This window comes from Micromonospora sp. D75, from assembly GCF_018070405.1.
In the GTDB taxonomy this organism is placed as follows: Bacteria; Actinomycetota; Actinomycetes; order Mycobacteriales; family Micromonosporaceae; genus Micromonospora; species Micromonospora chalcea.
The window spans coordinates 1-13,869 of record NZ_JAGPXV010000086.1 but is presented as its reverse complement, the minus strand read 5'-3'; the positions used below and the strand labels follow the sequence as shown (position 1 = coordinate 13,869).

Below are 13,869 nucleotides of genomic sequence, written 5' to 3'. Positions count from 1 at the left end.
GCCGAAGCGGGTGCCGCAGGCCAACCTGGTGCCGGGCTCCCCGCTGCGCGAGGAGCGTCCCCTGCGGATCGTCCGGAACGCGGCGAGCCTGGCCGAGAACACCACCGGATACTTCCGGGGCTGGCGACGCGGCCAGGAGATCGGCGGCTTCGCCGTGGGCGGCCGTCCGGGCCGCGAGGCGGCCGGCGGCTGGGACTTCACCCGCGACACCGGGGACCGCGAGGACGACCGGGAGTACGAGTACCGCTCGGCCGGTTACCGCTCCTGATCAGAGTCCGCCAGGCCCACGAGTGGGGTGTTTCATCCCACACCTGGGCGATTTGACGCTGAGCTGGACCGGCCGGGAACATACCCGGCGGACCAGCGGCGGCGCCTGTTCGCCGGGGTGGGAAGGCGATTCCAATGGCGACACCGGCGTTCGACTCCACTGTGCTCACCCGGCGGGGCGTCCTCGCCGCCGCGGCCGGGAGCGTGCTGCTGGCAGGCTGCGCGCCGCAGGGCCAGCGGCCGGAGGACGGCCCGTCCAGCAGCGCGCCGAGCGACCAGGATCTGATCGTCGGGGCGAGCCTGGAGCTGACCGGCGCGGGGTCGGTGCTCGGCGTCGCCCAGCGGCAGGCCCTGCAGCTCACCGCCGACTCGCTCAACCGCACCGGCCTCCCGGTCGGGAACCTGGTCCGGTCGGTCCGGCTCCAGATCCTGGACAACGGCAGCAATCCTGAGGTCGCGGCCCGCCACGCCGCCGAGCTGACCCGGGCCGGGGCGCAGGCCCTGATCGGCGGCGTGCTCGGCGAGACCTCCGTGGCCCTGGCGACGGCCGCCCAGCAGGTCAAGACGCCCTTCCTTTCGCTCGGTTACGGTGACCGCATCGTGCTGCCGCTCGACGAGCGCACGTTCACCTACAAGCTCACGCCGGACGCCGTGGACATGGCACGCCGCCTGGTGGAGCTGTTCGAGTCCATGAAGGTCCGGAAGGTGTCCCTGCTGGCCGCCGACGGGCTGCACGGCGACTCGGGTGTGCGGGCGATGCGGGAGGCCCTCGCGGACAGCAGCACCGACCTGGCCCGCACGGTGCGCCTGCCGGCGACCGGCCGGCGCTTCCGTGCCGCCGCCGAGCGCGTCGCGGGTGGCGAGCGGGACGGCGTTGTCGTCTGGGCCACCGCGCCGGACTCCGGCGCCGCGGCACGGGAGCTGCGCGCCGCCGGGCACCGCGGCCCGATCTTCTTCGACGCCGGCGCGGTCGCCGACGACACCGTGCAGGGGGCCAACGCCGCCGCCGTGGAGGGCGCATACGCCGTGCACCCGGCCTGCCTGGACATCTCCGCGGTGACCGCCACCACCACGGCGCAGCTGGCCCGGCGGGACTTCGCCACCCGCTACACCCAGCGGCACGGCGGCAGCCCCGGCTTCGCCCCGTACGCCTCGGACGCCCTCCAGCTCCTCGCGTGGTCGGCGCGGATGGCGACGAGCCTGGACCGGGGCCGCCTGCGGGCGCTGCTCCAGGCGCAGGCGGTCCAGGGCATCGCGGGCGGGTACGCGTTCACCGCCGCGCGGCACGGTGGCATGGAACCCGACTCGCTCGCCGTCTACCAGGTCTACCGGGGCGGCTGGACGCGTCTCGGCTGACCCGGAGCGCCGCCCGGCGATTCCTTCCTGGAGGTCACCGGGCGACCGCGTACCGTGTCCGTCCCCGGACGGCAAGAAGCGCCCGGTGGCCTCAGGCCGCCGGGCGCTTCCGCGCGTCGGTCAGGCGGGTGCGACGGCCCGCGAGCGCCGCATGGTGAGCACGTACTCGACCAGCGAGATCAGCACGTGCTTCGTGGACTCCCGGTTACGGGCGTCGCACGGCACCACCGGCACGTCGCGGGAGATCGCCAACGCGTCCCGGACGTCCTGCGGATCGTGGTACTGCATGCCGTCGAAGCAGTTGATGGCCACCAGGTACGGCAGCCGCCGGTGCTCGAAGAAGTCGATGGCGGCGAAGCAGTCGGCGAGCCGCCGGGTGTCGACCAGCACCACAGCGCCGATCGCACCCCGAACCAACTCGTCCCACATGAACCAGAACCGCGTCTGACCCGGCGTACCGAACAGGTACAGGATCAGATCCCGGTCGATCGAGATACGACCGAAGTCCATCGCCACCGTGGTCGTCGTCTTGCCCGGCACCTGCCGGGTGTCGTCGACGCCGACACCGGCGGAGGTCATGATCGCCTCGGTGGTCAGCGGCGTGATCTCGGAGACCGAGCCGACCAGCGTCGTCTTGCCGACGCCGAACCCACCGGCGATAACGATCTTCGCCGACGTCACTCGGCCGCTCGGGGCCGGCGGCCGGTGCGACATGTCAGAGCCTGCGAAGTCCACTCAGCACCCTCTCCAGCAGTTCAGTGCCCACCGCGTCGTCGGAGTCGTCCAAAATGGTCGGCTCGTGGACCGCGACCAGGCCGTCCGTCGCCATGTCGGCGATGAGCACCCGGGCCACGCCGAGCGGAAGCTGCATCCGCGCCGCGATTTCGGCGAGCGACTGCACACGTCCGTCACACAACGCGGCGATGTACTGGTGTTCACGACCGTGGCCACCATTGCCAGTGGCAACCGCTCGGCCGCGCACCGTCGTCTCGACGAGCGCCTCCAGGGCGATGTCGAGCCGGGGACGGGTACGACCACGGGTGACGGCGTACGGCCGGACCAATGCGCCGGTCGGCTCGTCACGATCCGCCATGTCGCCGCTCACCTCCCTCGTACCCGGCACCGGCTCGCCCCGGTGACATCCGTCGCTGTCGTTGTTGTTCCCGCACCTGACCCACCGGCCAGCGCGTCATTCAGCCCATCATCCCCACAGCCGTGCGCGGCTGCGGCGTCAGGGCATCGCCCACCCGGTCCACGAGCAGGGCCATCTCGTACCCGACCTGACCCACGTCGCAGCTCCGCGCCGCCAGCACCGCGAACGACGAACCGTCGGAGATGGACATCAGGAACAGGAATCCGTTGTCCATCTCGACGACTGTCTGCAACACCGCTCCGCCCTCGAAGCAGCGGGCCGCGCCCTGGGTCAGGCTGACCAGACCGGACGCGATCGCGGCGAGCTGGTCGGCGCGGTCCCGCGGAAGGTCACGGGACGAGGCGAGAAGCAGGCCGTCGGCCGAGACCGCGACCGCGTGCGCCACACCGGGCACCCGGTCGGCGAAGTTGGCGAGCAGCCATCCGAGATCCTGCGTAGTAGTCATCCTTGTTGCTCCTTCTGCCCGCTCCCGGCCACCGGGCCTGAGCCAGACTGCGAGGACTGCTGCCCGCCCGGAGTGCCCTCCGGGCCGGTCGTGTTGCTGTCGGTGTTACGCCCGCGCTGCACGCCCCGATGGTAGGCCGACAGCAGGCCCCGGACGCCTTCCGGCGTCCGCCGCTGCACCGAGGCAGAAGGCTTGTCGATGCTGCCGGGCACGAGCTGCGCCATCGGCTTCCGCTTCGGCAGGCCCTTCTGGGTGGTCTCCGCGACCGGCACCTCGGTGGCCGCCGAGGCGGCGCGCCAGCCGTCGTCGGCCGCGGTCTGCCAGGGCGAGGACTGCGGCGACGCGGTCGGCTGCCGGGTGGGCAGCCCTCCGCCGTACGCGGGACGGGTGTTCCCGTTCGCCGCGCCGTTGTCACGCGGTGCTCCGCCGGCCGTCGGAGTGTGTGCCATCGGTGCGTTACCTGTCGTTGCGGGTGTCGGCTGCGGCACGGGCCGGCCGGCGGTGTCCACCTTGGCGAACTGCTGGGTGGCGTCGCCGCCGTTCGTCGTCGGGGCCGGGGCCGCCGCCTCCTCGTGGGGCCCGGGCCGGCGGGTACGGAACCACGCCGACTCGAGCTCCCGGAAGATCGGCAGCTCCATCGTCTCGTCGGCGTACCGCTGGCGGTTGCCCTGCTGCTGCGCTGCCGGGCCCGGTCGCGCCGCCGGGGCGGCAGCCGGCCGGTTGGTCGCCGGGGTGGCGGCCGGCTGGTTCGTCGCCGGGCCGGCGGCCGACGGCTGGCCGGTCGCGGGCTGCGCGGTGGCCGGCATCTCCGTGCGCGGCACCCGGGGCAGCTCGGTGGTCATGTCCATGCCGCTGGTGGGCCGTTCCGGCGCCGCGGGGGCCGGGGCCGGAGTGACCGGCGGCCAGACCGGCGGCGCACCGACGCCCGGCCCGGGCGTCACCGGTCGCGCCGGCAGCTGGTTCGCCGGCGGCGCGGAGACCTGGTAGCCGGCGGCCGGCTGGCCGGAGACCGGCGCGGCCGACGTGGGCTGCCCGGAGACCGGCGTGGCGGAGACCGGACGGCCCGTGTACGGGTCGCCGGAGACCGGCGCCGCGGAGACCGGACGGCCGGAGAACGGGTCGCCGGAGACCGGAGCGGCCGAGACCGGACGGTACGGCAGCGGGTTGCCGGCGGCCGGGGCGCCGGAGACCGGCGGCAGCGGCGGCGCCGACACCGGCGGGACCGGCGGCGCGGAGACCGGCGGCGGGCTGTAGGGCCGCGCCTCGGGGCTGCTCGGCAGCTGGCGCGGGATCGCCGGCTGCTGGCCGCTGGTGCCCGGGTCGCCCTCGGCCGGGTTGCGCCGCTGGGGCAGCGGCTCGAACCCGGAACCGGACGAGGGCCGGGAGCCGAACCCGCCGTCCCCGTCGCCCGGGTTGGCGCCGGTCAGGTCGGACCAGGCCGGCATGGCGCGAGCGCCACCGGCGTTCGCCGGGGTGCCCGAGCCGTTGCGCGGCGCCGGGTCGAAGGCGCGTCCGCCGAGCGTGACCTGGTTGCCGGAGGCGCCCGGGTGCGGGGCCGGCGGCAGGCTCTGCGGGTTGTTGTTGCCGAAAGCGGCCAGGGCGCCGAAGGCGGGCGTCGGTCCGCTCTGCTGCGGGGCGGCGGGCGGCAGGGCCGGCGCGCCCGGACCACGGCCGGCCAGGGCACGCGGCACCAGGACCGTGGTGGGCAGCGTCACGTCGGCGACGGTGCCCCGGTCGGTGCCCGGTCGCAGCTCGACCCGGACGCCGTGGCGGGCGGCCAGCCGCGCCACCACGACCAGGCCCATCATCCGGGAGACCGCGACGTCCACCTGCGGCGGCGTGGCCAGCCGCTCGTTGAGGTCCCGGAGCTGCTCCGGGCTGATGCCGATGCCCCGGTCCTCCACGTAGAGGGAGGCACGGTCGCCGACCCGGCGGGCCTCCACCATGACCTGGGAGTCGGGCGGGGAGAACGCGGTCGCGTTGTCGAACAGCTCGGCGACCAGGTGCACGAGGTCGTTCACCGCGTGGGCGGCGACCTCGATGTCCCGGTCGATCACCCCGAACTCGATCCGGGTGTAGTGCTCGACCTCGGACTGGGCGGCGCGGAGCACGTCGATCAGGGCGGCGGGCTCGCGCTGCACACGCGTGGAGTCCGCGCCGGCGAGCACCAGCAGGTTCTCGTCGTTGCGGCGCATCCGGGTGGCGAGGTGGTCGAGCTGGAACAGCTCGGCCAGCCGGTCCGGGTCCTCCTCGCCGCGCTCCAGCCGGTCGAGGTGGCCGATCAGCCGGTCGACCAGGATCTGCGAGCGGCGGGCCAGGTTGACGAACATGGTCGCGACGGACGCCCGCAGGGCGGCCTGCTCGGCGGCGGTCCGGACGGCCTCCAGGTGGACGGCGTTGAACGCCTCGGTCACCTGGCCGAACTCGTCCTTGCTGCGCACCGGCAGCGGCTCGGCGATCTGGTTGGCCAGCTGCACCGGGGTGAGCTGGCCGGTCACCTGCGGGTCACGCAGCCGGGCGACGGCCTGCGGCAGCCCGTACTGGGCCACCGCCAGGGCGCCCTGGCGCAGGTCGCGCAGCGAGCGGGCCATCGAGCGGGCGACCAGGTACGCGAACAGGATGGCCAGCAGCAGCATGGTGAGCAGCAGGCCGGTCTCCAGGAACACCTGGCGCTGGGTGTCCGAGCGCAGCGCGTCGGCCTGCCGGACCACGTTGCCGTCGAGGCGGGACTCCACCGTCCGCATCAGCTTCGCGTTGGCGACCATGGCCTGGTCCCACTGGTCCGCGCCGAACTGGGCGTTCTCCATCGAGCCGCTGTTGTTGCCCGAGATGAAACTCGTGTAGAGCTCCGCCCGGCGCAGGTCCGGCCCGGAGACGGTCTGGTCGTAGAACAGCTTGTCCGGGTCGGTGGCTACCGCCTGGAACGTCGCGAACGCCTGCGACTGGCCGGTGCCGCTGGCGATGAACTGCTCGCGCAGCGCGGGGGTGTACTGGTTCTGGGTGATCGCCTGGTGGACGACCACGCGGCGCTGGGTCAGGAATTCCTTCTGCCGGGCGACAGCGGCCGCCGCGCGCATCCGGTCACTCAGGTCGTTGTCGCCGGCGAGCTGGGTGGCGGAGTCGCGGATCGCGAGCAGGTCCTCGATCAGCTGCCGGTAGGTCAGGTCGGCGTCATTGATCTTGAGCTTGCCGTTCAGCACCTGGCTGCGCGTCGCCGGGAGGTCCTTCAGCTGGGTGTCGATCGCGTCCAGCAGCCCGACGAAGTTGCGCGGCAGGTCGTCGATCTCGCCACGCTGCCGCAGGTACGGCGACTTCGCCTGGTCCACCCGCTGGTTGGCCCGGTTGTAGCCCTCCTGGTACTGCGCCCGGGTCTGGAACTCCTTCGCGCCGAGGAAGAGCACGGCGCCGACCCGCTCGTCCTGCACCGTGTCGATCAGGTCACCCGAGTAGCCGATCAGATTGGCCAGGTCCCCCGCACGGTTGGCATTGTTGAGCGTCTCCAGGTGGTCGACCAGACCACTGGTGCCCACCACGACCGTGGCGATGGTCGGCACGATCATGATCAGACCGAGCTTGGACCAGATCGGCATGTCGCGCAGCCGACTCATCGGCCGGCGCAGCCGCGACAGGAAGGAGCCCGCCGTCGTTGGCCGTTTGCTCACGTCACCGCCCTCGCATTACCGCGCCCGACGTCACCTGAGGGCAACGCCGAGCGACCGACCCGGCGGGTCGGACCTCCGAGATTCCATCACGCCGCCCCGCAAAGAGAAAGACCAGGTTGTCCCTCACCGGAGGTGTGATGAGATGTTGATGCAATTTGATAGCTATCCGTCTGGCCGGAGTCACTGAAGGTAATGGAACACCCGCATCGCGTTGTCCTGCTCGCTGGCCCCTCCGGGTCAGGAAAGTCATACATAGCGCAGCGAACCGGACTTCCGGTGCTCTGCCTGGACGACTTCTACAAGGACGGCGACGACCCTACGTGTCCGCGTCGGAACGGACAGGTGGATTGGGAGTCCCCACTGTCCTGGGATGCGGACATGGCGGTGCAAACAATCACCCGACTGGCTCGGGAGGGCAAGGCCGAAGTGCCGGTTTATGCGATCGGCGCGGACCGCAGGGTGGCCACCCGGCCATTCGACATCGACGGATCGCCAATCTTTGTCGCCGAGGGGATCTTCGCCGCCGAGATCGTGGCCGAGTGCCGCCGGCAGGGCGTGCTCGCCGGCGCGTACGCGCTGCGCCGCCCACGCGGCGCGACGTTCCTGCGCCGCCTCGCCCGGGACCTCGCCGAGCAGCGCAAGGCGCCCCGGGTGCTGCTCCGGCGCGGGGTCGCGCTGCTGCGTGCCGAGCCGGCCGTGCTGCGCCGGCAGACCGGGCTCGGTGCCGAGGCGGCCCGGGCCGGTCAGGTGCTGCGCGGGGTGGCCGCGCTGCTCTCCGGCCACCCCCGCCAGTCGTGATCAGCCGATCAGCTCGGCGTACGCCGGCTTGATCACCTCGTCGATGATCCGCAGCCGCTCGTCGAACGGGATGAACGCGCTCTTCATCGCGTTGATGGTGAACCACTGGAGTTCCTTCCAGCCGTAGCCGAAGGCCTCCACCAGCAGCGCCATCTCCCGCGACATCGAGGTGCCGCTCATCAGCCGGTTGTCGGTGTTCACAGTCACCCGGAACCGCAGGTCGCGCAGCAGCCCGATCGGGTGGTCGGCGATCGAGGCCGCGGCACCGGTCTGCACGTTCGACGACGGGCACAGCTCCAGCGGGATGCGCTTGTCCCGCACGTACGCGGCCAGCCGGCCCAGCACCGGCGGGTTGCCGGGGGTGATGTCGTCGACGATGCGTACGCCGTGGCCGAGCCGGTCGGCGCCGCACCACTGGATCGCCTGCCAGATGGACGGCAGGCCGAACGCCTCACCGGCGTGGATGGTGAAGTGGAAGTTCTCCCGCTGGAGGTACTCGAACGCGTCCAGGTGCCGGGTGGGCGGGAAGCCCGCCTCGGCGCCGGCGATGTCGAAGCCGACCACCCCGGTGTCGCGGTGCCGCACGGCCAGCTCGGCGATCTCCTGCGACCGGGCGGCGTGCCGCATCGCGGTGAGCAGCGTGCCGATCCGGATCGGGGTGCCCGCCTCGGCGGCCAGCGCGCTGCCCTCCCGGAACCCGGTGACCACCGCGTCGACCACCTCGTCCAGCGTCAGGTTCTGCTCCAGGTGCTGTTCCGGGGCGAACCGCACCTCGGCGTAGACCACGCCGTCGGCGGCCAGGTCCAGCGCGCACTCGCGGGCGACCCGGCGCAACGCGCCGGCGGTCTGCATGACCGCCACCGTGTGCGCGAACGTTTCCAGGTAGCGCTCCAGCGAGCCGGAGTTCGCCGCCTCGGTGAACCAGACGCCGAGCGCCGCCGGGTCGGTGGTGGGCAGTTCGTGGCCGACCTCGGCGGCCAGCTCGACGATCGTCGCGGGCCGCAGGCCGCCGTCGAGGTGATCGTGCAGCAGCGCCTTCGGGACCTTGACGATGTCCTCGTACGAGATTGCGACCATGCTCCGACCCTAGTCACCCCCGGTACGGGCGCGACGGTGGACCGGGCCGGTTCAGGGCCGCCAGCCGTACACCCGCTCCACCGCCAGCCGCAGGACCACCCGCCCGTCGGCCACCATGGCGTCCCGGTACTCGGCCCAGTCCGGGTGCTCGCCGCGGATGCGCCGGTACACCTCGACCAGCTCGTCGACCGTCGCGTCGTCGATGGCGGCGGCCGGCGGGGTGAGCGTCACGGTGCCCTCGGCCACCGCGTACGCCCCGCCGTCGTCGGTGGTCACGTGGAAGCTGGCCCGGGGATCGCGGCGCAGGTTGCGCACCTTCGCCCGGCCGTCGGTGGTGGAGCAGCGGATCAGGCCGGGCTCGGCCAGGTAGTCGAGGTTGGACAGCTGGGGCCGGCCGTCGCGGCGCAGGGTGACGAGCACCCCGCGCCCGCGCTCGCCGAACAGCTCCCACAGCCGGGCGCTCATGCGGTCACCCGCAGCGGGGCGAGCGCGGCGGCCAGCCGGGCGAGCTGATCCAGCATGAGCGCGGCGGCCTCCTCGCGGCCGGGGTCGGGTCGCAGCTCGCCCGACTCGTCCAGCGACTGCCGGAGGAAGACGACCACCTGGTCGTTGACCGGGGTCATGTTCAGCGTCGTCACCACCTGCTTGATCATCTGCACCGCGCGCAGGCCCCCGGAGGTCATGCCGTAGCTGACGAAGCCCACCGGCTTGTGCTGCCACTCGTGGTAGAGGTAGTCGATCGCGTTCTTCAGCGGCGCGCTGAAGCCGTAGTTGTACTCCGGCATCACCAGCACGAAGGCGTCCCCGGCGTCGATCTCGGCGCTCCAGGCGCGGGTGTGCTCGTGCACGTAGTTCCGCTCGGACGGGTGGTGCGGCTCGTCGTGGAAGGGCAGCCCGACCTCGGCCAGGTCGAGCAGGCGCACCTCGTCGAAGCCGGCGTGGCGGACGGCGGCGGCGGTGAACCAGTCACCGATGCGACGGCCGACCCGGCCGGGGCGGGTGCTGGCGACGACGACGTTCAGGCGGGGCATGGTGAGGTCACTCCTGTCGGGGCGGCGGCCGGGGCCGGCGCGGTGAGCCGGGGAACGAGCCAGGCGACGATCGGCCCGATGCCGATCGCGTAGAGCAGGGTGCCGGGGCCGACGACGCCGCCGAGCAGCCAGCCGACGGCCAGCACCGTCACCTCGATCGCGGTGCGGGCCGGGCCGAGCGGCAGGCCGCGGGCGGCCAGGCCGGTCATCAGCCCGTCCCGCGGGCCGGGGCCGAGGCGGGCACCGAGGTAGAGCGCGGTGGCGAGGCCGTTGAGCAGGACGCCCGCGACCAGCAGACCAATCCGGCCGGCGAGCGGGGCGACCGGCGGCAGGAGCGCCAGCGTCGCGTCGAGGGCCAGGCCGACGAGCGCGACGTTCGCCACGGTGCCGACGCCCGGGCGCTGCCGCAGCGGGATCCACAGCAGCAGCACCAGCAGCGCCACACCGTTGACCAGCACGCCCATCGGCAGGCCGGTGCGCTCGGCGAGCCCCTGGTGCAGCACGTCCCAGGACGCGAGCCCGAGGTCGGCGCGGACCATCAGCGCGACGCTGACGCCGAACAGGGCCAGGCCGGCGAACAGCCGCACCAGCCGCGACGGCAGTTTGGTTGACATGTCATCAAGCTAGACCGCAACTTGGTGACATGTCAACAACACCGGTAGGATCGGCCCGTGGACGAACCGCGTTGGCTGGACGAGCAGGAGGACCGCGCGTGGCGCGGCTACCGCCGCATGCGACGCCTGCTCGACCTGGAACTGGCCCGGGAACTGATGCAGGACGCCGGCCTCTCCGAGCCGGACTACGACGTCCTGAGCGACCTGTCCGAGACCCCGGAGCAGCGGCTGCGGCTCAGCGAGCTGGCCGACCGCATGCTCTGGTCCCGCAGCCGCCTGTCCCACCACATCTCCCGGATGCAGCAGCGTGGCCTGGTCACCCGGGAGGAGTGCGCCACCGACGGCCGCGGCTCGGTCGTCACGCTCACCCCGGCCGGGCGCCAGGCCGTCGAAGCCGCCGCGCCCGGGCACGTCGCCGCCGTACGCCGGCACCTGATCGACCTGCTCACCCCGGCGGAGCTGGCCGCGCTCGGCACGCTCAGCCACCGGGTGGTCGACCACCTCACCGGCCGCCCCACCGGCCGCCCGGAAGCGAAGGACTGAGGCGTGGACGACCGCATCCTCGCCCGGCTGCGCTGCCCGGTCTGCGCCGAACCGCTGACCGCCGCCACCGCCGGCACCACCCGCGCCCTGCGCTGCCCCCGCGGGCACAGCTTCGACACCGCCCGGCAGGGGTACGTCAACCTGCTCGCCGGCCGCTCCCCGCACACCGGGGACAGCTCCGAGATGGTCGCCGCCCGCGCCGACTTCCTCGCCGCCGGCCACTACGACGCCGTCGCCGCCGCGCTCGCGACCACAGCGGTACGCGTCGCGGGCGTCGACCCGTACCCCCTGGTGGTCGATGCCGGCGCCGGGACCGGGCATTACCTCGCGGCGGTGCTGGCGGCGCTGCCGGAGGCCGCCGGCCTGGCCCTGGACGTCTCCAAGCCGGCGCTGCGCCGCGCGGCCCGCGCCCACCCGCGGGCCGCCGCCGCGCTCGCCGACACCTGGCAGCGCCTGCCTCTGGCCGACCGGTCGGTGGCCGTACTGCTGAACGTGTTCGCGCCGCGCAACGGCCCGGAGTTCCACCGGGTGCTCGACCCCGGCGGCGCGTTGCTCGTCGTCACCCCGGCCGCCGACCACCTGGCCGAACTGGTCGAGGCGCTGGACCTGCTGCGGGTGGACCCGGCCAAAGCCGACCGGGTCGCGGGCAGCCTCGGCGCCCACTTCACCGAGGAGTCCGCGACCGGGCACCGGGCCCGCCTCGCGCTGACCCGCGCCGAGGTCACCACGCTCGTCGGGATGGGACCGAGCGGGTCCCGGTCACGCTCTCGGTCCGGCTCGGCGTGCACCGCCCGCGCTGACCCGGCTCAGGTGGAGAGGTCGACCTCTTCCCAGCCCGGCGGCTCGTCGTGGTACGGCCCGCGCAGCACCACCGCCCACTCCAGCGCCCACCGGCGCTGACCGATCGCGTTGGCGTCCACCAGGCCCGGCAGCGCGCCGCCGGCCTTCTCCGTCTCCAGGTACGCCCAGTCCAGGCAGTAGTGGAGGTCGAGCAGCGCCGCGGCGTCCCCGGGGTGCTGCGGCGCGGCCAGGATCCGGGCCTGCCACTGGGCGAACGTCTCCCCCGCCACCAGGTTCGGCATCCGCTCGACCAGCCGCTCGTCCACCGGCACCGTCGGGTCCAGCTCCTTGGCCAGCCCGAGCACCCAGGCCAGCGAGAACAGCGCGTCGTGGTGCAGCACGAACGACCTGTGGTCACCCCGGCCGCCCATCACGAACTGCCACTCCGGCGGCGTCACCGAGTCGACCAGGTGCGACTCCAGCAGCCAGCTCATCGCCGCCTGCGCGGGCATGCCGAAGCAGCGGGCCAGGATCACGTGCAGCACCGCGATCCGGGCCTCGACCTCCGGCGTCGGACGCAGCTCGATCTCGTCGCCCGGCTCCCAGACCAGCGGGAACTGCGGCGGGGGCAGCGGCAGGCCCAGCCGGGACAGCTCGTCCAGGCTCGCCTCCCGGACGGCCCGGGGGTCGGGGGCGGATACGCGCACGGTCAGTCCCTGTCTGTTCGGGTCCTCGCCGGTCGGTCCCCCCTGGCCTGGGAGGATAGCGACTCCGACCGGCCCGGCACCATGGCCCTCAGCCGATCCGCTCGATGACGAGCGGCGTCGCCTCCGGCGCGTCCGGCGCGATCCGCACCGCCTCGCGCGCCTCGGCCAGCGCGGCCGGGATCCGCTCGGCGTGCTCGGCGCGCAGCTCGAACAACGGGTCGCCGACACGCACCCGGTCACCCCGTCGCTTGTGCAGCACCACGCCGGACGGGATGCTCACCGGGTCCTCCTTGCGGGCCCGGCCCGCGCCCAGCCGCCAGGCGGCCACCCCGATCGCGTACGCGTCCAGCTCTGCGACCCAGCCGTCCTCGGCCGCGGTGACCACCTCGACCTCGTTCGCGGTGGGCATCGGCGCGTCCGGGTCGCCGCCCTGCGCCCGGATCATCGTCCGCCAGGCGTCCATCGCCCGGCCGTCCCGCAGCGCCGCCTCCGGGTCGGCGTCGGGCAGCCCGGCCGCGTGGAGCATCTCCCGGGCCAGCGCCAGCGTCAGCTCCACCACGTCGGCCGGGCCGCCACCGGCCAGCACCTCCACCGACTCGGTCACCTCGACCGCGTTGCCGACGGCCAGGCCGAGCGGCGTGGACATGTCGGTGAGCAGGGCGACCGTCCGTACGCCGTGCGCGCCGCCCAGCTCGACCATGGTGCGGGCCAGCTCGCGGGCGTCGTCGGCGTTCTTCATGAACGCGCCGGAGCCGACCTTCACGTCGAGCACCAGCGCGCCCGTGCCCTCGGCGATCTTCTTGCTCATGATCGAGCTGGCGATCAACGGGATCGCCTCGACGGTGCCGGTGACGTCGCGCAGCGCGTACAGCTTGCGGTCGGCCGGGGCGAGCCCGTCGCCGGCCGCGCAGATCACCGCGCCCACGTCGCGGAGCTGCGCGATGAACTCGTCGTTCGTGAGCGCCGCCCGCCAGCCCGGGATCGACTCCAGCTTGTCCAGCGTGCCGCCGGTGTGGCCCAGGCCCCGGCCGGACAGTTGCGGGACGGCCGCGCCGCAGGCGGCGACCAGCGGGGTCAGCGGCAGGGTGATCTTGTCACCGACACCGCCGGTGGAGTGCTTGTCCACTGTCGGGCGGGCCACCGGCGACAGGTCGAGCCGCTCGCCGCTGGCGATCATGGCGGCGGTCCACCGGGCGATCTCCGGCGCGGTCATGCCGCGCAGCAGGATCGCCATGGCCAGCGCGGACATCTGCTCGTCGGCGACCAGACCCTTCGTGTACGCGTCGACCACCCAGTCGATCTGCCCCTCGCTCAGCACACCCCCGTCCCGCTTGGCCCGAATGACGTCAACCGCCGTAAAAGCACTCACTTACAAGATCCAATCAGTTTGATCGCGCGTGGCCACACCGACCCGCGAACGGTGACCAGGTCCGGCC

Annotated in this window: 13 protein-coding genes and 2 pseudogenes; 5 read left to right on the top strand and 10 right to left on the bottom strand. The window is 73.4% G+C overall.

Annotation, left to right across the window (positions count from 1 at the left end):
• Nucleotides 1–268: pseudogene (locus KBX39_RS08200) on the top strand (transposase); the annotation flags it as partial.
• Between the two features lie 134 nt (nucleotides 269–402).
• Entirely contained in the window at nucleotides 403–1,623 is a 1,221-nt protein-coding gene (locus KBX39_RS08195; RefSeq protein WP_043326752.1) for an ABC transporter substrate-binding protein, read from the top strand.
• A 120-nt stretch (nucleotides 1,624–1,743) separates the two neighbouring features.
• Here KBX39_RS08195 and KBX39_RS08190 read toward each other — a convergent pair whose 3' ends face one another.
• The 4 genes from KBX39_RS08190 to KBX39_RS08175 all read right to left on the bottom strand — a co-directional run bounded on the left by KBX39_RS08190 (nucleotide 1,744) and on the right by KBX39_RS08175 (nucleotide 6,883).
• Complete coding sequence (locus tag KBX39_RS08190; RefSeq protein WP_030501201.1) at nucleotides 1,744–2,337, bottom strand: ATP/GTP-binding protein; 594 nt, start codon at nucleotides 2,335–2,337, stop codon at nucleotides 1,744–1,746.
• A 1-nt stretch (nucleotide 2,338) separates the two neighbouring features.
• Nucleotides 2,339–2,716 (bottom strand): DUF742 domain-containing protein, encoded by a 378-nt coding sequence (locus KBX39_RS08185; RefSeq protein ID WP_030501200.1) that lies wholly within the window; start codon nucleotides 2,714–2,716, stop codon nucleotides 2,339–2,341.
• Between the two features lie 100 nt (nucleotides 2,717–2,816).
• A complete protein-coding gene (locus KBX39_RS08180) occupies nucleotides 2,817–3,221 on the bottom strand; it encodes a roadblock/LC7 domain-containing protein (protein WP_013283992.1) in 405 nt (134 codons plus the stop codon).
• A complete protein-coding gene (locus tag KBX39_RS08175) occupies nucleotides 3,218–6,883 on the bottom strand; it encodes a sensor histidine kinase (RefSeq protein WP_064447624.1) in 3,666 nt (1,221 codons plus the stop codon). The genes KBX39_RS08180 and KBX39_RS08175 overlap by 4 nt, the downstream gene beginning before the upstream one ends.
• Nucleotides 6,884–7,342: 459 nt before the next feature.
• Here KBX39_RS08175 and KBX39_RS33205 point away from each other — a divergent pair, with 459 nt between their 5' ends.
• Complete coding sequence (locus KBX39_RS33205; protein WP_223201242.1) at nucleotides 7,343–7,681, top strand: hypothetical protein; 339 nt, start codon at nucleotides 7,343–7,345, stop codon at nucleotides 7,679–7,681.
• Here the strand turns inward: KBX39_RS33205 and KBX39_RS08165 are convergent, their stop codons facing one another.
• The 4 genes from KBX39_RS08165 to KBX39_RS08150 are packed head-to-tail and all read right to left on the bottom strand — an operon-like array spanning nucleotide 7,682 to nucleotide 10,403.
• Entirely contained in the window at nucleotides 7,682–8,758 is a 1,077-nt protein-coding gene (locus KBX39_RS08165; RefSeq protein WP_043326756.1) for an adenosine deaminase, read from the bottom strand.
• A 51-nt stretch (nucleotides 8,759–8,809) separates the two neighbouring features.
• Nucleotides 8,810–9,223, bottom strand: a complete 414-nt coding sequence (locus KBX39_RS08160) for a PPOX class F420-dependent oxidoreductase (protein WP_069087173.1) — start codon at nucleotides 9,221–9,223, stop codon at nucleotides 8,810–8,812.
• The gene (locus tag KBX39_RS08155; RefSeq protein WP_064447622.1) at nucleotides 9,220–9,789 is read right to left on the bottom strand and encodes an NADPH-dependent FMN reductase; all 570 of its coding nucleotides are present in this window, start codon (nucleotides 9,787–9,789) and stop codon (nucleotides 9,220–9,222) included. Before KBX39_RS08155 ends, KBX39_RS08160 begins: the two co-directional genes overlap by 4 nt.
• A complete protein-coding gene (locus KBX39_RS08150; RefSeq protein ID WP_104113223.1) occupies nucleotides 9,777–10,403 on the bottom strand; it encodes a YitT family protein in 627 nt (208 codons plus the stop codon). The genes KBX39_RS08155 and KBX39_RS08150 overlap by 13 nt, the downstream gene beginning before the upstream one ends.
• A gap of 57 nt (nucleotides 10,404–10,460) precedes the next feature.
• On the opposite strand from KBX39_RS08150, the gene KBX39_RS08145 reads away from it, so the two are divergent.
• Together KBX39_RS08145 and KBX39_RS08140 are read left to right on the top strand one after the other, a co-directional pair.
• On the top strand, nucleotides 10,461–10,946 hold the full coding sequence (locus KBX39_RS08145; RefSeq protein WP_043326762.1) for a MarR family winged helix-turn-helix transcriptional regulator: 486 nt from the start codon (nucleotides 10,461–10,463) through the stop codon (nucleotides 10,944–10,946).
• Between the two features lie 3 nt (nucleotides 10,947–10,949).
• Nucleotides 10,950–11,746 (top strand): annotated as a pseudogene (locus tag KBX39_RS08140) (putative RNA methyltransferase).
• A 6-nt stretch (nucleotides 11,747–11,752) separates the two neighbouring features.
• On the opposite strand, the gene KBX39_RS08135 reads toward KBX39_RS08140, so the two are convergent.
• Both KBX39_RS08135 and KBX39_RS08130 read right to left on the bottom strand, forming a co-directional pair.
• A complete protein-coding gene (locus KBX39_RS08135) occupies nucleotides 11,753–12,433 on the bottom strand; it encodes a DUF4272 domain-containing protein (protein WP_043326765.1) in 681 nt (226 codons plus the stop codon).
• Between the two features lie 88 nt (nucleotides 12,434–12,521).
• Nucleotides 12,522–13,802, bottom strand: coding sequence for a thymidine phosphorylase (locus KBX39_RS08130; protein WP_043326767.1), 1,281 nt, complete (start codon nucleotides 13,800–13,802; stop codon nucleotides 12,522–12,524).
• Nucleotides 13,803–13,869: the final 67 nt, after the last annotated feature.

Coding starts and splice junctions, on each gene's coding strand:
- KBX39_RS08195 (WP_043326752.1), top strand. CDS start 403: ATGGCGACACCGGCGTTCGACTCCACTGTGCTCACCCGGCGGGGCGTC.
- KBX39_RS08190 (WP_030501201.1), bottom strand. CDS start 2,337: ATGTCGCACCGGCCGCCGGCCCCGAGCGGCCGAGTGACGTCGGCGAAG.
- KBX39_RS08185 (WP_030501200.1), bottom strand. CDS start 2,716: ATGGCGGATCGTGACGAGCCGACCGGCGCATTGGTCCGGCCGTACGCC.
- KBX39_RS08180 (WP_013283992.1), bottom strand. CDS start 3,221: ATGACTACTACGCAGGATCTCGGATGGCTGCTCGCCAACTTCGCCGAC.
- KBX39_RS08165 (WP_043326756.1), bottom strand. CDS start 8,758: ATGGTCGCAATCTCGTACGAGGACATCGTCAAGGTCCCGAAGGCGCTG.
- KBX39_RS08160 (WP_069087173.1), bottom strand. CDS start 9,223: ATGAGCGCCCGGCTGTGGGAGCTGTTCGGCGAGCGCGGGCGCGGGGTG.
- KBX39_RS08155 (WP_064447622.1), bottom strand. CDS start 9,789: ATGCCCCGCCTGAACGTCGTCGTCGCCAGCACCCGCCCCGGCCGGGTC.
- KBX39_RS08150 (WP_104113223.1), bottom strand. CDS start 10,403: ATGTCAACCAAACTGCCGTCGCGGCTGGTGCGGCTGTTCGCCGGCCTG.